Source organism: Streptomyces sp. AMJ-169 (assembly GCF_055597585.1).
Window position 1 is genome coordinate 1 of sequence record NZ_JBVLTJ010000029.1, and the last position, 21648, is coordinate 21648.

Annotated in this window: 19 protein-coding genes and 2 pseudogenes; 6 read left to right on the top strand and 15 right to left on the bottom strand. The window is 67.8% G+C overall.

Annotation, left to right across the window (positions count from 1 at the left end):
* The first annotated feature begins 72 nt into the window (after positions 1–72).
* Positions 73–243, top strand: coding sequence for a hypothetical protein (locus ACYUD3_RS37790; RefSeq protein WP_470980807.1), 171 nt, complete (start codon positions 73–75; stop codon positions 241–243).
* Between the two features lie 202 nt (positions 244–445).
* Positions 446–1279 (top strand): SPDY domain-containing protein, encoded by an 834-nt coding sequence (locus ACYUD3_RS37795; protein WP_470980810.1) that lies wholly within the window; start codon positions 446–448, stop codon positions 1277–1279.
* A gap of 68 nt (positions 1280–1347) precedes the next feature.
* Here ACYUD3_RS37795 and ACYUD3_RS37800 read toward each other — a convergent pair.
* From ACYUD3_RS37800 to ACYUD3_RS37810, 3 genes and pseudogenes are all read right to left on the bottom strand, one after another.
* Positions 1348–2763, bottom strand: a pseudogene (locus ACYUD3_RS37800) (IS701 family transposase).
* 205 nt (positions 2764–2968) lie between these two features.
* Positions 2969–3856: a DUF5655 domain-containing protein gene (locus ACYUD3_RS37805; RefSeq protein WP_470980894.1), complete on the bottom strand. Its 888-nt coding sequence runs from the start codon at positions 3854–3856 to the stop codon at positions 2969–2971.
* Between the two features lie 126 nt (positions 3857–3982).
* Positions 3983–4653, bottom strand: a pseudogene (locus ACYUD3_RS37810) (transposase).
* Positions 4654–5185: 532 nt separating this feature from the next.
* Between ACYUD3_RS37810 and ACYUD3_RS37815 the strand changes: the two are divergent.
* Positions 5186–5905, top strand: coding sequence for a hypothetical protein (locus ACYUD3_RS37815; RefSeq protein WP_470980813.1), 720 nt, complete (start codon positions 5186–5188; stop codon positions 5903–5905).
* A gap of 189 nt (positions 5906–6094) precedes the next feature.
* On the opposite strand, the gene ACYUD3_RS37820 is transcribed toward ACYUD3_RS37815, so the two are convergent.
* On the bottom strand, positions 6095–8398 hold the full coding sequence (locus ACYUD3_RS37820; protein WP_470980897.1) for an ATP-binding protein: 2304 nt from the start codon (positions 8396–8398) through the stop codon (positions 6095–6097).
* 697 nt (positions 8399–9095) lie between these two features.
* On the opposite strand from ACYUD3_RS37820, the gene ACYUD3_RS37825 reads away from it, so the two are divergent.
* On the top strand, positions 9096–9260 hold the full coding sequence (locus tag ACYUD3_RS37825) for a hypothetical protein (protein ID WP_470980815.1): 165 nt from the start codon (positions 9096–9098) through the stop codon (positions 9258–9260).
* A 222-nt stretch (positions 9261–9482) separates the two neighbouring features.
* Here ACYUD3_RS37825 and ACYUD3_RS37830 read toward each other — a convergent pair whose 3' ends face one another.
* From ACYUD3_RS37830 to ACYUD3_RS37870, 9 genes are all read right to left on the bottom strand, one after another.
* Entirely contained in the window at positions 9483–10331 is an 849-nt protein-coding gene (locus tag ACYUD3_RS37830; RefSeq protein ID WP_470980818.1) for a hypothetical protein, read from the bottom strand.
* Between the two features lie 427 nt (positions 10332–10758).
* On the bottom strand, positions 10759–11121 hold the full coding sequence (locus ACYUD3_RS37835) for a hypothetical protein (RefSeq protein ID WP_470980821.1): 363 nt from the start codon (positions 11119–11121) through the stop codon (positions 10759–10761).
* 443 nt (positions 11122–11564) lie between these two features.
* Positions 11565–12002, bottom strand: coding sequence for a hypothetical protein (locus ACYUD3_RS37840; RefSeq protein WP_470980823.1), 438 nt, complete (start codon positions 12000–12002; stop codon positions 11565–11567).
* Between the two features lie 434 nt (positions 12003–12436).
* On the bottom strand, positions 12437–13459 hold the full coding sequence (locus ACYUD3_RS37845) for a zinc-dependent alcohol dehydrogenase family protein (protein ID WP_470980826.1): 1023 nt from the start codon (positions 13457–13459) through the stop codon (positions 12437–12439).
* Between the two features lie 58 nt (positions 13460–13517).
* Complete coding sequence (locus ACYUD3_RS37850; RefSeq protein ID WP_470980829.1) at positions 13518–13919, bottom strand: (R)-mandelonitrile lyase; 402 nt, start codon at positions 13917–13919, stop codon at positions 13518–13520.
* A 284-nt stretch (positions 13920–14203) separates the two neighbouring features.
* Positions 14204–14608: a cyclophilin-like fold protein gene (locus ACYUD3_RS37855; protein WP_470980832.1), complete on the bottom strand. Its 405-nt coding sequence runs from the start codon at positions 14606–14608 to the stop codon at positions 14204–14206.
* 95 nt (positions 14609–14703) lie between these two features.
* Positions 14704–15621 (bottom strand): alpha/beta hydrolase, encoded by a 918-nt coding sequence (locus ACYUD3_RS37860; protein WP_470980834.1) that lies wholly within the window; start codon positions 15619–15621, stop codon positions 14704–14706.
* A gap of 205 nt (positions 15622–15826) precedes the next feature.
* Positions 15827–16243: a (R)-mandelonitrile lyase gene (locus ACYUD3_RS37865; protein WP_470980837.1), complete on the bottom strand. Its 417-nt coding sequence runs from the start codon at positions 16241–16243 to the stop codon at positions 15827–15829.
* Positions 16244–16372: 129 nt separating this feature from the next.
* Complete coding sequence (locus ACYUD3_RS37870; protein WP_470980839.1) at positions 16373–16717, bottom strand: carboxymuconolactone decarboxylase family protein; 345 nt, start codon at positions 16715–16717, stop codon at positions 16373–16375.
* 191 nt (positions 16718–16908) lie between these two features.
* Here ACYUD3_RS37870 and ACYUD3_RS37875 point away from each other — a divergent pair, with 191 nt between their 5' ends.
* A complete protein-coding gene (locus ACYUD3_RS37875; RefSeq protein WP_470980842.1) occupies positions 16909–17766 on the top strand; it encodes a helix-turn-helix domain-containing protein in 858 nt (285 codons plus the stop codon).
* 159 nt (positions 17767–17925) lie between these two features.
* Positions 17926–19509 (top strand): Na+/H+ antiporter, encoded by a 1584-nt coding sequence (locus tag ACYUD3_RS37880; RefSeq protein WP_470980845.1) that lies wholly within the window; start codon positions 17926–17928, stop codon positions 19507–19509.
* 20 nt (positions 19510–19529) lie between these two features.
* Here ACYUD3_RS37880 and ACYUD3_RS37885 read toward each other — a convergent pair whose 3' ends face one another.
* A complete protein-coding gene (locus ACYUD3_RS37885; RefSeq protein ID WP_470980848.1) occupies positions 19530–20438 on the bottom strand; it encodes an MBL fold metallo-hydrolase in 909 nt (302 codons plus the stop codon).
* A 112-nt stretch (positions 20439–20550) separates the two neighbouring features.
* Entirely contained in the window at positions 20551–21402 is an 852-nt protein-coding gene (locus ACYUD3_RS37890; protein ID WP_470980850.1) for an SDR family NAD(P)-dependent oxidoreductase, read from the bottom strand.
* Positions 21403–21648: the final 246 nt, after the last annotated feature.

The following is a 21648-nucleotide window of genomic DNA, read 5'->3' on the forward strand; positions in this document are numbered from 1 at the left end:
GCCATACCCGGTGTCTCTGGGCCTCTGGACCTTACGACGGCCCGTCTAACCCACGAACAAGGTAGGACCCGCATGATCCTGGAGGCAGCGGGCTGGAGCGCCGTCGACGACAACCTCCTGGTCCTGGCCCGCATCGACTACGAAGAACCCCACTGGGCCAAGGACACGGCCGAGCGCCTGTCCGCCAGGGGCATCACCGTCGAGGTCACTCCCCGGCTCCAGAAGGCCATGGACGAGGAATGAACCTGGGCCAGCCACCCGATGCCCTGGTGCACCCGCGACGACATCCGCGACGGCCGGCTCCTCATCCACGCCCACGCACACGACGGCCACACCACCGTCGCGGCCGGCACCTATCTCCACCGCGACGGCGCGTCCGTCCACCTCCACGGCGAGGACCACCTGCGCCAGATCGCCGACACCTTTCAGCTCCCCCGCCGCAGCCATGCTCGCCTTCGAGCGGACCCACGGCGCCGGGATGCGCCCCGGCCCGGCGCCCCTGACCGAAACCGAACGCGCCACCGCCCAAGCCCGCACCCCCTACACCGCCGAGGCCCCGCAGCAGGAGACCGTCCCGGTCCACCTCGCCGACGCCGGCGACCACGACGCCGTGCTCGACACCTTCTTCGACGCACACCCCGAGTGGTCGAGGTGGCGGACCTGGTCCGACGACACGACCCACGCCGTCCACGAGTCCCAGACCCTGCGCATCGAGTACGTCCACGACACACCCGCGCACGAGACGGCCTGGACCGTCGCCGCCTACGAGACACCCGTCTCCGACCGCACGTGGGTCCTCACCGCGACCCGCACCACCCCCGCCCCGCTGCTGGAGGAACTGCTCCACCACCTCGCCGACGGCGACGGCTGGAACACCACCCTGGACACACCGGTGGGCGAGAAGGAGATCTCCGCAGCCACCCGGCCTCTCACCGACGCAGGATGGAAGCACTCCGTGGACGGACGACGGATCAGCTGGACCTCCCCCGCCCAGGACACCGGCGTCCGCTTCGACGCCTTCTCCGCCCAGCACCCCGTCCACAACCTCGCCACCTGGACCATCTGGGCCGGACCCGACCCCGACCGGCCCACCTGGGCCGTCACCGCCTCCCCGCACACCCCGAGCTCCCTGCTGGCCGGCCTCTCCCTGACCCTCGCCCACGAAACCAGCACACGCCAGCCCACCACCCCGCACACCACACACAGGACAAACCCCACCAGCCTCCCTCCGGCCGCCCCGACGACCACGGGCAGCCCCACCGCCGGCCGTTCACGCTGACCACCAGCACATGAAAAGGCGGGGCAACCTAGCGGTGGTTTGTTGACGGCGGATCGGGGCGGTAGAGGTCAAGAGGTCTGCCGGTGGCGACGGCGTCGATCAGGGCCTGGAGTTCGCTGGGTGGAGGCTGGGCTGTCCAGGCTCGCCAGCAACGTTGCAGCATGTTCCAGGGCACCAGCCAGCCACGGACGGCCCGGATCGCGCGGGGCCAGCAGGGCAGTTGGGGCGGATGATGTTCTGTCCCACCCCCTCTCTGCCGCTCTTGACGGCGTGTCAGGTTCAGGTGTCGGGTCGACCGACGCCGGTGGCGGTGGGGCGAACCAGGTGTTCCAGCAGAAGCTGAATGCGCAGTTGACCAGGGTCTGATGGCGGCGGATGGCGGTGTCGGAGCGGACCTGGAAGTCGGCCCAGCCGAGTTCGTCCTTGACCTGCTTGTAGCTCTGCTCGACCCAGTGCCGCAGCCCGTAGATCCGCACGATCTCGGCGAGGTCGGCGGGCAGGTAGGGCGAGTCGGCGACGCGCGGGGAGCCGGGTCGGGGCAGGTCCGTGGCCAGATACCAGGTCGCCTTCGCCGGCAGGGTGGCTGGGTCGGTGGTGGCCACAACCAGGCGGACGTTCCCGTCCGGGCCCCACCAGCCAAGCCGGGCTTCAGCGGCCCACCAGGTGGCAGTGTGTCCGTCGCGGAAGGTGCGCTCGATGCGTGTCCAGTCACCTGGGCGGTCGGCATCGGTCCAGGTCAGAGCGTGAGCGACGTCGACGGGGGTGTAGGCGTCGGTGCCGTAGGACCAGGTGCCGTGCCGGGGTTTGAGGGCCATCACGAACGCCAGGCCGGCTGCGTGCAGGCCGGCACGGAAGCTGTCGTGGTCGCCGTAGGCGCAGTCGGCGGCCACCGCCCTGAAGACGAGACCGGCGGCCTTGGCCTGGGCGGCCAGGGCCACCGCGATCTGCAGCTTGGACTGGAAGCCCGGGTCCTTCTTCCCCTGCGGGAAGTGATGGGCAGGGGTGTAGGGGCGGGCGTGCACGGGGTAGTAGACGCGCTCGTCCGCCCAGCAGGTGGTCACGGTGACCACACCCCGGTCGATCTTCCCGACCGAGCCCAGGTACCGCTTGCCCACGTGCGCGGTCGCCGTCCCCGACTTGCGGTCCCCGGAATCATCGATCACCAGCACCCCGCTCCCGTGTGGCGCGGTGGCCGGATCGGCCAGCAGCAGCTCCAGGCGGCGCCCGTTGACCTGGTGGTTGTCCCAGGTCGACTCCGAGAGGAAGAACTGCAGCCGCTGCACCGCCGCATGCTGGGCACCGACCACCGGCTCGGTGCCGACGAGGCAGGTCAGCGTCTTGTTCCGGTCCCGTGGAAGCAGCAGCCCGGCCAGATATTCGCGAAACCCACGCCGCTGCGCCAGGGTCTCGAAGAGATCATCGAAGCGGGCGGCTTAGGCTTCCAGCGGACCGGGGGCGGGCGGGCATGGCAGCCGCTTCGTCATCTGAGGCTCCACGAAGGCGAGTTGGAACTCTCACTTCCGACTACTACCGCCCCGATCCGCCGTCAACAAACCACCGCTAGCGGGGGATCGCCGGTTGGCCAAACCGGCGATCCCCCGCATCATTGGCAGTCCACCGCCGCACCCGGCCCACACGTCGAAAGGCAGCATCCCACGACCGGAAAGACGCCCGGAGACCATCCCCGGATCACGCCGCCGCATAGCCGGCCCGGAACAGATCCCGCGCCCGCTCCACATCACGCGCCGTACGCAACTGCACCTCCAGATCACCCGTCCCGTGATGACCGAGACCGGACACGTCACGCGTGAACCCCGTGACGAGATCGACCTCCGCAGGGTCGACCCTCAGGTAGACCAGCAGCTTGCTGCGCTGCGGCGGACACAGGCAGGCGAAGTTCCGCAGCCTCCGATAGGCCCGGTACTGCTTCCGCTCGACGCGGTTCACCCCGCCCCCGAGCCCGAGCAGAACCTCGTCGACCGCACCCGCCAGCTCCACCATCGACGCGCCTCGGACATCGGCCACCGCCACCCGCCCAGGAGCCCAACGCGCCAGCCGGACGCCGCCGCTCACCGACGCCACGGTCTCCAGTCCCAGGAGGTCATCGCCGAAGAGCCGGTAGCGGACCAGGTCGATCGACCGCCGGTGCTCACGTACGGCATGCACGTCGTAGCGCGTGAAGTCCCCGGCGACGCAGATCAACCGAGGGCCGCTCCACAAGACCTGGGACGCTGCCGTCGCCCCGAGCCGGTCGCGGACCAGGCGCTCGAACTCGGACCGATGGTCCATCAACCACGAGAGATAGAAAAGGCCCTGGTTGATGACCCCGGCGTCGACACCACGCTTGTACTCGACAATCACGGGCGACCCGTTCTCATCCAGCCCCAGCGAATCGATCCGGCCCCCATGAACCGGCCCGGTACCGTACTCACTCGCCAGGAACCGAACACCCAACAAGGTCTCCATGTCCGCCTCGACAAGACCTTGCACATCTGCCTCGACATCAGCAAGACGCGGCACGACCTCGGTCATGCCGCCTTTCACCATGCTCGTACGGAACAACTTCAGACCAACCACCCCCGCTATGGCATCGGAGACCAACAACGCCATGCGGGCAAGAAGTTATTTCCGCAACAGCCGTCAATCACGTGAAAACGCGTACTGGCTGAGCGTTTGGTCCGGTGGTTCGCGTTTTGTCCCGGGTCAGGTTCCGCGCCAGTTCAGGGTGGCTTCGCCGGTGAGTCTGCGGGTCATGAGGCCGGTCATCACGAGGTGGATCACGGCTTCAGAGCGGTGTGGGTGTGTCTCGTGGTCGCGAGCGAGGCAGCGGCGGTGCATGAGCCGGCCGATGCTGCGTTCGATGGTCCATCGTCTCGGGGTGATCGTGAACCCGTGGGTGCCGGACGGGCGTTGGACGGGTGGACGTCAATGCCAGGGCGGGCGCCGTGGTCGATGGCGGTGGTGCGGTAGCCCGCGTCCGCCCAGGCCTTCGTGATGTGCGGGTGCGCGGCAGCGATGCGGGACGGCAAGGTCACGTCGGCGGCGGTGACCAGCACGGTCAGCAGCAGGCCGAGGGGGTCGCAGCCGGGGTGGCGCTTGCGCCCGATGATCCGTTCGCGGACCAGGCGCCGCGGCAGGCCGGTGAGTTGCTCATACTGCCACTTGGCGAAGTACCCGTACACCGTGGCCCATGGGGCGGAGCCATGCGAGAAGCAGCGCCAGGGGATACCGGTGCGGTCCACTTACAGGATGGCGTTCGTGATCTGACGCAGGTCGCGCTCGGGAGGTCGGCCGATGTCCAGCGCGCGGGCGCGGTGCTGATCTCGCCAGGCCGCCAGGACGGGCTCGATCAGCTCCCACCGCGCGTCCGACAGGTCGCCGACACAGGGCGCGTGTGGGGAGCAGACAGAAGCAGCCGAAACGAAACGATTCGCAGGCGTCGCCTGGCGCCGCAGCACGCTCGCACTCTTTCGCCCTGCATGGGCTGAATCACCTACGGAGAACCACCGAAAGAGGCTGACCTGAGGCGGACTACCCAGGAATCACCCGTTTCCCGGAACCCGTAATTTCACGGTGGCGCGGAGATGGCCTCTCGGCAGAAACTGCACCCAGATCACCCCGAGGTGCACGGTCTGGTGCCGTAACAGGGAACTCCTCACACCTTGGGAGTGGCCCGTGCGCAGTCAGCAACCGGACACTGCTCGGCAGTTTCCGCTTTGACGCGCATGCCGTCCGGAAGCTTCGGACGGACTCCGGTCAGCACGATACGACACCGTTTCCGCGCTGACCGAAGGCTCAACAGGGTGAAGCCTTACACCACCCTTCCCCAGTACGGAGAAATTCGTGAAACAAAAATCAGTATCCGCGCGTCCTCTTGCCCGTCTGCGTCGAACGACGTTCGCCGGTATGTCGGTGTTGGCGGCCGGTGCTCTGCTCGGCATGGCCGCCACCAGCGCGAGCGCGGACACAGGGCCCACCGAGGAGCAGTTGCTCTCCCAGTGCGGCAAGGCGGACGTGTGCAAGTTCACCGCCAAGTCCCTCGACCAAGGCGCCGGTCCGGAGCACAACGTCGGCCCCACGATCATCAACTGCGGTGGCACCGTCAGCCGCACGTGGAGCTGGTCGGAGACCACGACGCAGAAGACGAACGCCGAGATCTCCGCCACCCTGGCCTCCGCGCTGTGGGAGCCGATCAACCTGTCGGCGACTGCCGCGTTCGGCAAGAGCTTCGAGAAGTCCCACACCGCGTCCGAGAGCATCACCCAGTCCATGACGCCCTTCACCATGGCATGGACGACACGGGCCACCGGGTTGCAGGTCATCGAGGGAGACTGGGAACTCCACTTCGGGAGCCGCTTCTTCGGCCACTTCATCTGGTACGACAAGGGCTACCAGAGCAAGGTCGAGGACCCGAACGGCGGGTTCGTCGCGCTGCACTACAGAACAATGACCGACGACGAAATCAACCAGCGCTGCCCCGGTGAGAAGCCGTCCGCGAACCGGGCGAGGTTCTCCAGCACCCGCTACCTCAAGGGCTCCGCGCAGGTGAGCACCAACCTCGGCGGCTGGGCCACCGTACGAGACCGAGGCGTCAGCTCCGGCGACACGGGCAGTTCCAGCGGCTGATCAAGCAGCTTCCGGACCCACCGCTCATACGGGACCGGCCCGAGAGGGAAAGAAACCGATCGGGCTGGTCCTGGACGGCAGCGACGCAGCTTCGAGGGAAGCCTGTGCGTCACGGGATTCGCCGGCCGCCGACACCACGCCCAAGCTCTTCCGAAGGGTCCGGCAGATGCTCATACAACAGCTGGGGTCCTATGCCGTCACGGATCCCGTTTGCCGGAGCACTGGACGAGGAGCATTCACCGGCTGGTTCGCCGTCCACCAGGAGGCGATCTGGGCACGGCTACAGAAACCCAGCTTGGCCAGGATGTTCTCGACGTGACCGTCGACCGTACGCGGTGACCGCGCGAGTTCGGACGCGATCTGCCGGTTGCGCAGACCCATGGCGACGAGTTCCGCCACCTCGCGCTCCCGGCGTGTGAGAAGGGCTTCGGAGGTGGCCGACGCAACCGGGTCCTGGGCAGGGTCCAGGGCGTACTGGATGGCCCGGCCGGGGCTGTCGTGCCGGTGGCCTTCTGCGAGTGCCTGAGCATAGGCCGGTCGACCCAGGGCATCGGCAGCCGTTCTCTCGCAGTGCGCATGCTGTTCGGCGATCCACGGGCCGAACACGGAGATGGAGGTGCCCGCGTTCCGCCACAGGACACCGGCTGCTCCAAGCAACCGGGCCGCTCGTGTGTATTCGCCGCCCGAGCCGGTTGCCCAGGCCAACAGCTCCAGCATCCGTGCGACCATCGCGTAATCGTTGAAGCCTCTCATGCTCTCCAGCGCGGAGCACGCGAACGTCTTGGCCGCCCCCCGGTCACCGTCAGCCCAGGCCTTATGGCCCAGCGCCATCAAGACCTGCGCGGTGCCCCACCGCTCCCCGCTCGCTGCGAAGACGGTGGTCACCTGTCTGCAAGACTCCGCCGCACGAGGATCTCCGGCATATGCCTGGACACAGGCCAGCGCAAGCAGCCAGGAGGTCGCCTCGCGCTCGTCCCCCAGCGCCGACAGAGCGGACCATGTCTCCTCGTACCGGGAGATACTCTCCTCCGGTCGCCCCCGGTAATGCGCTGACACGCCGCGGAAACCGCTCACTCGGGCGCGCTGGACCGGGTCACCCAGTTGCTCGGTCAGCTTGTCCGCCTCGTCCAGCCACTGGTCTGCCGCCACCAGATCACCTTGTGTCTGTGCCACCCAGACCGCGGCGAAGAGAGCCCGTACCCGCTCCGGCGTCGGCTCGGGCGGCCCCACCAGCGCGCGATCCAGCTGACGGCGTCCTTCGGTGAGGAAACCACCGACGCACCAGTGAAAGAGCAGCGCCCCGGCCAGCGCGAGCCTAGCCCTGGGATCGGCGTCGCAGTCCAGGGCCGCCAGCAGATCGGTATGGTCGGCGCGCAGCCGTGCCAGCGCCTCTACCTGGCCGGATCCGTGCCAGCACACGTCGATGCGCTGGGCCACGGTGAGGAAGAAATCACGGTGACGCCCCAGCAGCCGCCCCTCTTCTCCGGAGGCGGCGAGCGCTTCCCGCCCGTACCGCCGGACGCTTTCCAGCAGGCGGTAGCGCACCGTACCGTCAACGTCGCTGGTCAGGACCACGGACTGGCCGACCAGTCGATCCAGCAGATCCAGTACCTCGTGCTCCGCGATCCCGTCTCCTGCGCAGACGCCCTCGACCGCATCCAGCATGAATCCGCCGGCAAAGACCGACAGCCGGTTCCACAGCAGCTGCTCTACCGGGGTGCAGAGCCCGTAGCTCCATTCGATCGTCGCGCGAAGCGTGCGCTGGTGGGGCGGAACGGTCGGGCTGCCGCCGGTGAGCAGCCCGAAGCGGTTCTCCAGCCGTTGCGTGATCTGTTCCACAGTGAGTATGCGCAGGCGGGACGCCGCCAGCTCGATCGCCAGCGGCAACCCGTCCAGGTCGGCGCACAGCTGGGTGATCTCGGCCCGGTTCCGCTCGTCGACCTCGAAGCCGGAGCGGACAGCTGCCGCCCGGTCCTCCAGCAAGCCGGCCGCGTTCTCGGGAGACAGCGGGGAGACTGCGAAAAGGTGCTCGCCCGTGATGCCGAGTTTGTGGCGGCTGGTGGCCAGAACGTGCAGCCCTGGGGCGGCGCAGAGCAGAGTCTTTGCCAGTTCGGCGCAAGCGTCCACCAGGTGCTCGCAGTTGTCCAGCACGATCAGCGCCCGCCGCCCTGCCATGTACCCCGCGAGCTGTTCCAGGACGGGCCGGGCGCCCAGGTCCGGAGCGCCCAGTGCGGCTGCGGCCACACCGGCCACCGCCGCCGGCTCCCGCACCGGAGTCAGGTCCACCAGCCGCACCCCGTCCGGAAAGTGATGTGCCAAGACGGCCGTTGCCTCCAGCGCAAGCCGGGTCTTGCCGACCCCGCCCGGGCCAGTGAGTGTCACCAGCCGTGCCGTCCGCAGCAGACCGCAGATCTCGGCGACCTCGGGCTGGCGGCCGACGAAGCTGGTGAACAACGCGGGAAGGCTCCCCGCCTGTGGCGCCACGGCATCCATCACTTCTCACTCCCAACCGGTTTCCGGGCCGACGGACGGACCGGGACTGCCGGCGCGCTCTGGACCACGAGCCAGCCTGTCCAGACAGCACACAGGCACCGCGCGGTAGCGGCCCGATGGCCTCTGCCTGCTGCTTGAGCCGGCGATGCACCGTCCGCAGCCCCCTTCGCCCCTGTCGAAGACCGTCGACGGACGGGACCGGACTTGGGGCCCGTCCGTGCTCGGCAGATCCGGGGAACTGGATCGAGTGGCTCGGCTGCGGCTGCCGGACCATGCTCGCACCAGGGGCTGCGGGGCACAGGGTGCGAAGGTGGCACAGTTTTTCCCAGGTTCTACCGGTGAAGGAAAAATGACTGGACGGTCCAGCAGTTCCCACGGAGGCTGCCGTGCCGACTCGCAGAGAAACATCCGCACGGCCCTCGGGCGACGGCCGACCTGCGTGGGGAAGTCGGTCCTGCGGCAAGGCTTCGTCGACCAGACGCCCTGTCGAGCGAGTACGCCCGCTGGGGTCCCGGAAGATCCGACGAGCGTGGGGAACAACGGGGCAGGAAGAAATGCGCTTCCCGCCCCTGACGCGTCGTTGCCGACGACGGCGGTCAGTCCAACCGCAACTCGGCCGGCGTCAAGGAACCAGCGCCCATCGAGTTCCATCTGGACTCGTGCCGTGGTCGATCCCCTGGGGCCGTGAGGCCGACAGGTGGTACCCGTCGGCCTCACGGCCGACCATGCGTTCGTCTTCGGCTGCTACCGCCTGGCCAGGAACGGCACCACGTCGGCGGTACGGTCCATCCATGAGCAGACCGTCCGCGACGACAAGCCCGCCGGGATGCACCGGGTCGCCCACAAGGCGTGGAGCGGCTGAGGGAACATGCCGTGAGCCAAGGAAAGACACGTTGTAGCCCCTGCCGCAGCCGTGTATGAGCACCACCACTGCCGCGTCCTGGATACCGGCGGCCCCCTTAGACCCGGTGGCGGCCACTCCGTGTTCCGCTCGGAAACCTTGCCTTCACCGCGCCCTCCCCTTTGCGGGCCAAGTACCTCGGTCCTCAGGCCCTCCCTGAGCCCAGCTCCCAGCGCCAGCGGCTCAGCCGTTTCCGCTCCTGCAACGGTCGGCCGCGTTGCAACCTCGGCTGGGAGGGTTCACCGCGATGGGCGGAATGTGCAGCGGCGTGTTGAAGAGGGAGAAGTGAGCGGCTGAATCGGATGCGGCGTTGTAGTGGAAGTCCCGGTTGTAGTTCGGATTGGCCACCCAGCGGTCGTAGCGGAAGGTGACACTCTGCGGCTCAAGCAGCTGGCCGGCCGCCCTCCCTTCATTCTCGTAGATGTGGACGCCAGTGATCGCCTGGGGCGGAATCCTGTAGAAGAAGGCCCATTCATCCTGGACTGCGTACGTGCTGTGCAGGCTTTCGTCCCCTCGGATCTGGTCGGGAACATGCAGGATGAATTGCGCGAACTGCGGGTTGATCGTGTAGACGAAGGTCCTGGCGGTGACAACCGCGTGCTGGCAGCTCGACGTCAGGAACCATCCGACCCCCGGGAGGGACTGGCCGATCGACCACCCTGCTCCCTGGCAGCGCGGCTGGGCGGCGGCGTCCATGAGGAGGTGCTGTCCCCCTCCCCGTGCGAAGACCTCCGCCATGTCGCGCGAACCCGAGGTGGACACGTAGCCACTGTCCATCGCCGCACGGCCTCCGCGGACGTGGGTCACGAGGTTGTAGTCCGTTCCCCGGGCCGTGAAGCCGTTCGCGAAGATGTCGTTCGGGGTCCGCGTGTCTCCCCGGTACACGATGCCGGGCAACGACCCCTGGGACAGTGCGGCAGGGGGTTCATCCTGCGCGCTGGCGGTACCGGTGTTCGTCACGAGCGCCCCTGCGGCGATCATCGTCACCACAAGCAGCTGGAAAACGAAGAGTACCGGCTTCCAGCGAGGCATCCGTGATCCGGCCATGCGGCGCCGGGATGGGCCAGGCATGTATCCGGGCTGCGATACCGATGGCCGGGGTGCCCCCTGCTGGGGGCCCGCCGCTGTGTACGAGTGGAACATAGATGGTTCTCCAGTGCTCGGTCTGCCGGATTCCGGCTGGATATGACCGAGACTCGTGGCCTGGAAGTTGATCGGCAACCCTCTCTCATCAAAAAAATCAATTCTGTGAAGGGTCACCGGAACCTCCATCGCCGGATTCTCCTCGGACAGCGGGATCTTCCGCTGCCAACGAATGTGAGACAAGGCCGTTCGTGAGCAGCCAATTGAGTACAGGTGTCTGGCGGCAGTAGCCTGTACATGCGCCGGAGGGTCGGCCAGCGAATACGCTGGCCGACCCTCCGGCCTCACTGCATCGTGAGCTGGCTTTCCCGAAGACTCAGACGATGTTCCAGGGATTGGTGTTCGGGGCAACATACGAGTTCGTGCTCAGCGTCGACTGGGGACCGCAGCTGTTGTTGTGCCATTCGAAGCGGACGGTCTCACCAGTGTTCACGGCGAAGCTGCTGATCTGGAAGCTGCCGCCGGTGCTGAAGGAGTAGGGGCCACCGATCCGGCCCGAGCCGGACGAGGGCTCCGCCGTGATGTAGACGCAGTTCGCCCCGCGAGGAATGGCTGATGTGCTGACATTGATCTGGTTGATAGTCACGGCGGATGCCGGCGAAGTCGCCAGCATCACGGTGGAGACTCCCGCCAAGAAGGCGGCCGGAACAGTGCGGCGTGCGCAAGTGAACAAACTCATGGGAGTTTTCTCAAATCGTTTCTAAGAGATGTGGATTCTGCCGGACGGGACCGTCGTACAGCCGGTACGCGAGGCCGATGTCGATCCGGAGGTGCCAGGATTCCTTGTCCATGAACGCCCCCGGCAGAGATGGCAGACCGCCTCCGGGACATGGCAGCGCCTGTTGTGGTGGCCTCACGGATCGCGCAGGACGCCGCTGGCTCGGTCAACGGACCTGGCGGCGCCGAGACTCATTCGCCGACGGACATCGGGCGCAGAACACAGTGCAATGCGGCCGAGGTGAATCAGCAGGAGGCAGCGGGGGTGCCTAATACAGGAGTACCGATGACCAGCAGTAAAAAGGAGTTTCCAGGCAGCGCCTCAGGGGACTGCCAGCAGTGACATGACAAACGGGCCGTCGCCCGCCGAGAGCTGCTCGGCAGAGATCCGGCGATGCGGAGAAATCAGACGTGGCAATTGATCCAGGCGAACCTCTGGGTGTTGACCCAGAGCCGGACAGCGTCGCAGTTCAAGTTCCCCATATCGGCACGGTCACGATTCGCCTGGAACACGTAAGTGATGGATGCGGTGCGCGATCCCTGGCACTTCGAGTCGCTGAAGCCTGTCAGCGTGGTGCGTGACTCGGCGTCCATACGTCCGCTCGGCCGGGTTATTTCGCCGCTGACGGTGTAGCAGGCGGTGGGAAACTTCCCGTCCGGCGAGGAGACCTGCACACTGCCACCGCCGACGGAGCTGTTGGTTATCTCAACAGCCCAGCTGCTTGCGGCGGCGGCTGTGCCGGTACCTGCAATTGTGGCGCCGATGGCCGCCACTCCCGCCACGCCGACACAGAGGCCGACGCGGAATGCACGTTTGTGGGGGAAACGCGGGATGAATGACATGAAGGCGTCAGCCTTTCTGAGGTGTGGGGGATCTCAATGGGCGACATGGCCCGGGAACCTCTAACCGTTGTCGTCGTATCCGGCGCTTACCCGGATACGTCAGACCTCGGCCGCCCCTCAGGATTTTGATACCGGTCCTGCCGGGTACCGCTGGGTTCCTGGTGCCGACTCTACAACTTATTGCCACTTGCGGGCAACAAGTCCGTTGATGGCAAAAACCTTTGATCCGGCCTCGCGCTTCCACAAGCGTGCTCGTCCGCACCTTGATCAAGGCAAAAGCAGCAACGGGCGCTGTCGGCCCGTATCAGGTGGCATCCCGGAGGAGTTTCCGGGATGCCACCGAGCCGAGCTGTTCGGCTCCCGTCGTCCGTACCTGTAGCTGTACCTGCCACGATCCGGATGCACGGTGGGACGGGGCAGGCGCGACAGTCGTGTCAGGGGCGCAGCAGGGTCTTGATGGCGCGGCGTTCGTCCATGGCCTGGTAGCCCTTGGCCGCCTGTTCCAGGGGCAGGGTCAAGTCGAAGACCTTGCCCGGGTTGATCCGGCCGGTCAGCACTCGGTCGATCAGGTCGGGCAGGTAGGCGCGTACGGGCGCCGGGCCTCCGCGCAGGGCGACGTGGGAGTAGAACAGCTCCTCGCCGTCGACCGCCACGTCGTGCGGGACGCCGACGAAGCCGACATTGCCGCCGGGACGGGTGGAGTGCAGGGCCTGCCGCATCGACTGCGCCGTGCCGACGCACTCCAGGACGGCGTCCGCGCCGATGCCGCCGGTCATCTCCTTGATGCGGGCCACGCCCTCGTCACCGCGCTCGGCGACGATGTCGGTGGCGCCGAACTCGGTCGCCAGTTTCTGCCGGGGCTCGTGGCGCGACATGGCGATGATCCGCTCCGCGCCGAGTTCCCTGGCGGCGATGACCGCGGACAGGCCGACCGCGCCGTCGCCGACCACGGCGACGGTGTCACCGGGCTTGACTTCGGCGGCCTTGGCGGCGTACCAGCCTGTGCCCATGACGTCGGAGCAGGCTAGCAGGCTGGCGATGTGCTGCTCGTCGGGCTGGTCGGGGGTAGCGACCAGGGTGCCGTCGGCCAGTTGGATGCGGACGTACTCGGCCTGGCAGCCACCGGCGCCGACGAACTCGCGGTGCAGGCAGTTGCTCTGGTAGCCGTTGCGGCAATTCAGGCAGGTGTTGTCGGAGGCGAAAAAGGAGCCGACGACGAACTGGCCGGGCTTGATCCGCGAGACGTCGCTGCCGATCTCCTCGACGATGCCGACGTACTCGTGCCCGATCGGGGTGGGCCCGTTGACCGGGTTGATGCCCCGGTAGTCCCACAGGTCCGAGCCGCAGACGCAGGTGGCGACGGTGCGGATGACCGCATCGGTCGGGTCGATGATCTTCGGGATGTCGCGGTCTTCGACCCGCACGTCCCCGGGTGCGTGGAGAACAGCTCCTCGCATGGTGTTTCCTCACTGTCGTGCCGCCCGTGCGGGCGGCAGGGTGTCCGGGTCGGGCCGGTCAGGCGCGGGTACTGCGGCGGAGGCCGTCGTACTCGCTGTCGGTGACGTGGTCCAGCCAGGCGGTCTCGTCGGTCTCCCACAGGGCGAGGTGGGTCATGAACCGGTCCGGGGCGGCACCGTGCCAGTGCTCCTCGCCCGGCGGGGTCCAGATCACGTCACCGGGGTGGGCTTCGATGATCTCGCCGCCCCGGGACTGGATCAGGGCGATGCCCTCGACGATGTAGAGGGTCTGGCCAAGACTGTGGGCGTGCCAGGCGGTGCGTGCGCCGGGGGCAAAGTGAACCGCGTTCATGCGGGCCCGCGAGGGGTCCTCACCGCGGTAGATGACGTCGGCCCAGGCGTCGCCGGTGAACCACTCGGCCGGCAGCTTCATCGTCGGCTGCTTCTTCAGCAGTTCCATCGTGGCATCTCTCTTTCTGTTGTGCGTGTCTGGTGTTCCCGAAGGCCATGTATGCCGGGTTTCCCTGGAGGCTTCGCCGGTGGAAACGTCCAGCTCATCCTTCGCGATGGAAGCGTCCATACCCGCTAGGCCCGGGCGTGAGGGGATGAGCCGGACCTGGGTGAAGACCTGCCGGTGGTCCATTGCGGCCACCGCGACGGACTGTGCGCCGAACAGGCCAGCCTCCGGGTGCCCGACCGGGTCGTCCTCGACACTGCCGGATCCCCCGCCCGATAACCGGACGGTCACGTTCCTTCTGCCGCTACGGCTGACGCTGACGAGGCAACGGTGACGGTGATCGAGCTGCCCAGCGCGCGGACGGTCTCAAGGTGGCCGTCGTCGATACGGCCGATGACCATCACCCCGGTGTGCGTCCGGGAATGCTCCTCGCCGTCGAAGAGAACGGTGAACCAGCCGCCGAAGTAACCGATGTCGCCGTTCTTCCATCCGGCCTGCTGCTGGGTCTCGTCGGCTTCCAGCGGTGCGGCGGTACCGCAGTAGTCGTCGGCGTATCGCTGGAGGGTGATGGTGAAGGGCAACCCGTCTTTGAAGCGCCGGGCGGTGAGGGTGTTGTTCAGGGTGGCGGGGATCATCGTGGTGCCGACGGTCAGCGTGATCGGGACGCCGCCCTGTGCTGTGTGTTCTGGCATGTCATCCGGTTTCCCTCGGTGAGCGTCGTGGCGGCGAATGTGGACGGCCTGCAAGGCGAGCAGGCCGTCCGCACTGGGAGTTCACCCGCCAGGTTTCACAGCCCCAGGTGCTTGCCGAAGAACTCCGACAGCTTGGCCACCGCGGGGGTCACGTACGCGTCCTTGTCGTACAGGTCGATGTGGGACGCGCCCTCGATCCAGAACAGTTCCTTCGGCTCGCCGGCCCGCTCGATGGCCTCCTCGGTGAAGTAGCGGGTGTCGGCCTCGGTGCCGGCGATCATCAGAAGAGGGCGCGGGGAGATCCAGTCCTGGTGGGCGAAGGCGCTGTACTGGGCCACCACGTCCGCCCGGATCAAGGACCAGTTGGCGGAACGCGGGTGGTTGCCACGCGGCGTGCGGTAGTACTCGGAGCCCTCCCGGTACATGCTGCGCTCTGGGAACCCGGCGGCCTCGGCCTCGGTGGGCGGCACCAGGGTGAGGGTGAGGGCGCCTTCGCCGCGGGCCTCGGCGTTGCGCAGCACGCCGGCCTGGTTCAGCAGGAAGTCGCGGATCTCGGGGCCGTGTACCCGGCCCACGCCCTCGAACAGGCCGCTGCCGGTGTCGAAGGCGCTGACCGTGGCCACGGCCTTCATGCGGCGGTCGGTCTGCGCGGCGAAGGACAGGTAGCCGCCGGAGGCGCAGATACCGAGGCCGCCGATGCGTTCGGAGTCGACGTCGCTGCGGGAGGCGAGGTAGGAGACGGCTGCGCGGAAGTCCTCGGCACGCTGGAAGGGGTCCTCCAGGTTGCGCGGCTGGCCCTCGCTCTCACCCTGGTGGGCGGCGTCGAAGACGAGGGCGGCGAAGCCCTCGCGGGCCAGGCGCTCGGCGTAGACGGAGGCGGTCTGTTCCTTCACGCCGCCCCAGGGGTGGCCCACGACCACTGCGGGCAGCGGCTGCCCGGAGTAGGTGTCCGGTGCGAACAGTATGCCTGCGAGGTTCAGGCCCCTGCTGGGGAAGTTCACCTGGGTCTTCATGGGAGATCTCCGATTCGGTACGGTCTTGCGGGTTGTGTGCTGGTCGCGTCCAACGGCAGCGCCGGTCAGGTCACGGCTGCTCACCAGTTGACGGATTCGGGGTCATGGTGGTCGGAGACGGGGCTGGCGTCCGTGTACAGCGTCGCGATGTGAGCTATTCACGGAGGGCGTTGCAGGCCGGTCGGGCCGTGTCGGGAATCCCGGGTTATGACGACCGTCGGCCGTTGTACTCCTCGTCCGTGACGGGCTCGGCGAGCTCGATCTCCGGGCCTTCCTGACCATCGAGCAGGCCGTCCCAGATGGCCAGGTAGGTCAGGAAGCGGTCGGGGGCGGCGCCGTGCCAGTGCCATACCCCGGCGGGGCACCACACCGTGTCGCCGGGGCGCATGACGACGATCTCGCCGCCGCGGACCTGTGTCAGTCCGACGCCATCGGTCACGTGCATCAACTGGCCGTTGATGTGCCGGTGCCAGGTGGTGCGGGCCCCTGGCGAGAAGCGCACCGAATTGCAGCGGGCCTGCTGCGGTCCGTCGTACGGAGCGATGACGTCGAGCCAGACATCTCCGGTGAACCACTCGGCCGGGCCCTTGGCGGTCTCGGGCCTTTTCAGGATCTCTGACATGGGTGCCTTCTGGGGATGTGCGGTGCGAGCAAGGGGAGCCTCGACGCAGTCGCCGCCGACGGCGGACCGCGGTGAGGACTGCTCCAGCTCGGCGGTTCTCAAAGGGGTGAGCTGGTGAGTCTGGGGTGATCAGTTCCCGGACGGCGCCTCGGCGGCGGTCTCGGCGAGGATGCTCTTGAGGAGGGTGGCAGCGCTCATGGCGTTGGGCCAGCCGGCGTAGAAGGCCAGGTGTGTGACGGCCTCCACCAGCTCCTCCTTCGTGAGCCCGTTCTTCAGCGCGTTCTGCAAGTGGAAACCGAGCTGGTCGGTGCGGTACAGCGCCATCAGCGCGGTCACGGTGACCAGACTGCGGTCACGCTTGGACAGACCCGGGCGCTCCCAGACGTCACCGAAGAGGACGTCGTCGGTCAGGTCCGCCAGCTTCGGGGCGATATCGCCGATGAGCTGCTGCGCTGCGGACTGTGATGCTGCCATGGTGGGGCTCCTGCCGTGCAAGTAGCTGAGTGCGGTTGCGTTCCGGTGCTGGTCACAGACCGTCCGCCCCGCTCCGTCTACGTTCACACGCTTCCAGGCGTTCGCAAATGGGAAAGATTCATCCTGGGAGCCGATAACCGTAGGAGAAACTCTCCCACCCACCTCGCCGGACGCCGGTGCACACTGTCCTCATGACCAGCCACTCGCCGCTCAAGGAGCTGGGCGAGTTCCTCAAAGCCCGCCGTGGCGAACTCAGCCCCCGCACCGTCGGTCTGCCCGACACCCCGCGCCGCGTGCCGGGGCTGCGCCGAGAGGAAGTCGCCCAGCTGGCGTCCATCAGCATCGACTATTATGTCCGCCTCGAACAGGGCCGTATGCAGCCTTCCGGCCCTGTCCTGCAAGCGCTCGTGCGGGTCCTGCACCTCAGCGACGACCAGCGGGACTACGCCTTCGAACTGGCCGGAAGGGACGCCGCCCGACCCCGCAGACATGGCGTTCAGAGAGTGCAGCCCCAGCTGCAGCGGGTGCTCGCCGACCTCACGTCCACCCCGGCGGTCGTGCTGGGCCGCCGCTTGGATCTCCTCGCCTGGAACGCCCTCAGCGCCGCCCTGGTCACCGACTTCTCCCGGATTCCGGACAAGCACCGCAACTACGTACGAATCCTGTTCACCGACCAGGCGATGCGCACCCTGTACGCCGACTGGGAGAGCGTCGCCCGGCTCTGTGTGGCCATGCTGCGCATGGAAGCCGCCAAGTACCCTCGGGACGCGCGGCTGGCGGCCCTGGTCGGCGAGTTGTCCGTGCAGGATGAGGACTTCCGTACCTGGTGGAGCAGCCACCAGGTGACCGCCGGGAGCGTCGGTACGAAAACCCTGCACCATCCCGTCGTCGGAGAGCTGACCCTCGACTGGGACAGTCTCAGCCCCGGTACCGACCGTGACCAGCACCTCATTGTGTGGACCGCCGAGGTTGGGTCTCCGAGCCATGACGGACTGCGTCTACTCGCGTCCTGGGCTGCCAGCATTCAGCTCAGCGCCTCGGCCACCTGACCTGCCGCCCGGCACACATCGTCCGACGTGCCGTCTCCAGGACGCGGCCACATCCTGTTCCTCAAGGAAGCAGCACAGCGGTGGGCGGCCCGGTCATGCGGCCGGGCTGCCGCAGTGTCCTGGCCGACCTCTCCTTCTGACCTGTCTGGGAGAACCACCATGCTCGGACTCGAACTTGTCGTCGTCCTGGGTCTGGCGGTCCTGGCAGGCGAGGGCATCGGACACCGACTGGGCGTGGCACCGCCGGTGCTGCTGCTCGTCCTCGGCGCACTCCTCGGCTTCGTCCCCGCGCTGCGTGAGGTCCATCTGCCGCCCGAGGTGGTCCTGCTGCTCTTCCTGCCCGTCCTGCTGTACTGGGAGAGCCTGACCACCTCGCTGCGGGAGATCCGCCGGGACCTGCGCGGCATCCTGCTGCTCAGCACCGCCCTGGTCATCGCCACCGCCGCAGCCGTCGCAGCTGCGGCGCACGCCCTGGGCCTGCCCTGGGGACCGGCCTGGGTGCTCGGCGCGGCCGTCGCTCCCACCGACGCCACCGCTGTGGGTGTGCTCGCCCGGGCCCTGCCACGTCGTAACGTCACCATGCTGCGCGCGGAGAGTCTGGTCAACGACGGCACTGCGCTGGTTGTCTACGGGCTGGCCGTCGGCATCACGGTCGGTGGGGAGCACCTCACCGTCCCGCACGTCACCTGGCTCTTCCTTCTCTCCTACGCCGGCGGCGCGGCGGCCGGAGCAGTCGCCGCATGGCTGGGAGTCCGGGCACGCCGTCTCCTCGACGAACCGCTGCTGAGCAACGTGGCCATGATCCTGACCCCGCTCACGGCATTCCTGCTGGCGGAGGTGATCCACGCCTCGGGCGTGCTCGCGGTCGTCACGGCCGGTCTGATCATGAGTCAGGCCGGCCCGCGCACGGGAACGGCCGATGCTCGCCGCCAGGCGGAGAACGTCTGGTCGCTGGCGACCTTCCTGCTCAACAGCACCCTGTTCGTGCTCGTCGGCGTGGAGGCACAGTCGGCCGCACGCGGCCTGGACGGTGCCGACCTCACCCAGGCTCTGGCCGCCGTGGGGGTGGTCTCCGCGGTGGTGATCGCCGCACGCTTCGCCTTCCTGTTCACCGTGCCCTACCTGATCCGCCTGCTCGACCGCCGGCCCCAGCAGCGGCTCCGCCGCACGGGCTACCGGCCCCGGGTCGTCAGCGCCATGGCCGGATTCCGCGGCGCCGTCTCGCTGGCCCTGGCGCTGTCGGTACCCACCGCTCTCGACTCGGGCGCCCCCTTCCCCGACCGCGACACCATCGTCTTCGTCACCTCCGGAGTCATCGTCACCACTCTGGTGGTACAGGGCCTGCTCCTACCCGGTGTCGTGCGCTGGGCCCGCCTGCCGCACGACACGGCGGTGGAAGAGGAACAGCTCCTCGCCCAGACCACCGCGACCGAGGAGGCTCTCAAGGCACTCCCGATCGTGGCGGCCGACCTGGGCACCGACCTGGAAGTCGCAGAACGCATGCGGGAGGAGTACGAGGCTCACCTCCAGGTGCTGCGCGCGAACGGCGGGGAAGCCGATGCCGCGCAGGTGCTGCGTCATCACCAGCACTACACCGCCCTGCGCCTTGCCCTCCTCGACCGCAAACGCGCCACCGTGCTGCGCCTGCGCGACGAGCGTGCCATCGACGACACCGTGCTGCGCCAGGTACAGCGCCAGCTCGACTTCGAAGAAGTACGGCTGTCCCGGCTCCAGGCCGAGTGACGCGCCGGGCCCGTTCTCTCTCAGGAAGAGGATTCGGGAGTGCCGTAGAAGGCCAGGACGGTCGCTGCGATGAACTCCCCCCTGTCCCACGTCGTCCAGAGGGCACCCGCCTCGCTGCCGAGTCGCTGTACGGCCTCCTCGAAGGGCACACCGTCGGCCTTCAGCTCCGCGACGCGGTCGCGGACGAAAGCGAGGAAGGCCCGGTCCTCGTGAAGGACACTCACGTCGGTGACCTCACCGTGTCCGGGCACGACAGTCCGGGGAGCGAGAGTGAGCAGCTGGTCGAGGACCTCGATCCAGTGCTTGCCGTCCGCGTCGGTGTCGTGAGGGCCGTGCATCATGTACGGCACGATCGGGAACATCCGTGTCACCGCCAAGTCGCCGCTGAAGAGCACGTTCCCGTCGACCAGCACTGTCTGGTCTCCGTGGGTGTGCGCCGGGCCCCATTCGCGCAGTACCGCGGTGCGGCCTCCGAGGTCGAGGTGCAGCTCACCGTCGTAGGCGATGTCGGGGTCAACGAACTCGACGTCCGCGAGTTCGGCGGCGATGCTCTCGGCGAAGCCCTTGAACATGGCCAGGTCGTCGGCGCCCTTGCGCAGGAGTTCCCTGTGCTGTGTGCGGTTGTAGACGATCGTCGCCGAACCGCGGAACGCCTGTGCGCCGAACCCGTGCTCGGGGTGGTAGTGCGTGACGGTCAGATACAGCTGCCGGTCGCCGGCCAGGCGCCTGGCCTGGTCGAGGACGTAGGCGCCGTTGCGGGGGCCCATGCCCGTGTCGATCACGAGGGCGGCACGGTCGCCGACGACGATGCCGATGTTGGGGACAGCCGGGTTGCGCTGGTCGGGGATCACGAAGACGCCGTCGGTGACTTCACGGGGCTCTCCCTGCACGAGGGGTGCCGGGATCGCGCTGACGTCAGGAGTGGTCATGGAAGTTGCTCCGATCTGAGGAACTGCGTTTGCGTTGGCGGGTTGTGGTCTCGTCTCGGCCCGGGGCCCGGCGGCGTCCGAGGAAGGCTCATGCGTCGGCGGCGGGAAGGGGCTACAGGCCCGTCAGCTGGGCGGAACGGTCCCAAAGGCGCCGCGCCAGATCCAAGTCGCGGGCTTGCCCGGGGGCGGGGTCCTCACGTTTGAGGCGGTTGAAGTAGGCGCCGTTGACCGCCTGCGGGTCGGGCAGGGTGGCCAGCTGGAGCAGAGGTTCTGCGCCCTGCTCGGGGGTGTACAGCACGGCCCTGCCGAGGGGTGAACCCATGATCAGCCGGAAGAGGGCGCTGTCGCGGCCGATGTCGGTGGCGATCGCTCCGGGATGGAAGGACGAGGTGGTGACGCCCGTGCCCCGGGTGCGCCGCGCGAGTTCCTGCGTGAACAGGACCGTGGCGAGTTTGGAGGCCGCGTACTCCCGCTGGCTGCGGTAGCGGCGGCGGGTCCCGTCGAGGTCGTCCAGGTCCAGGCGCCCGCGCCGGTAGGTACTGCTGCCGGTGTTGATCACCCTGGCTCCGTCCGGAGCGGTGGCAAGCCTCGGCAGCAGCAGGTTGGTCAGCAGGAACGGTGCCAGGTGGTTGACCTGGAACGTCATCTCGTGACCGTCCGGGCTGAGCGTGTGTCTGGTGAGCATGCCGGCGGCGTTGTTGGCCAGGACGTCGATGTGCTCATAGGCGGTCAGCAGGTCGGCCGCGAGCCGCCGTACATCGTCCAGCCGGCCGTAGTCCACCAGGTGGGCCCGGGCCCCGATCTGCTTCGCGACGGCCTCGGTCTTCTCCGGTGACCGACCGACGACCGCGACGGTCGCCCCCAGCTCACCGAACCGGCGCGCCGCCGCTGCCCCGATCCCAGAACTGGCACCGGTGATCACGACCGTCTTGCCACGCAGGTGCTGAGCGTCGTTGTCCGGCATCGCTTTCGCTCTCATATCTGAGGTTCGGTTACACGGGACGGCTCAGGCCGGGCGGCGGCAAAGCGCCGGCGCCCTTTCCGTATCCCGCGCGGTGTGGGACGGACAGCGCCGCCAGAACACCTGTCACGGCGACCGCGGTGCGACCCAAACCCCCGTAGTGAAGGCAGGCGCTGCGGGAGACGCAGCGAGTGGTCCGGAATCGACCTTACAACTTTTTGCCTGAAATGGACAACAGGTCAGGCAATG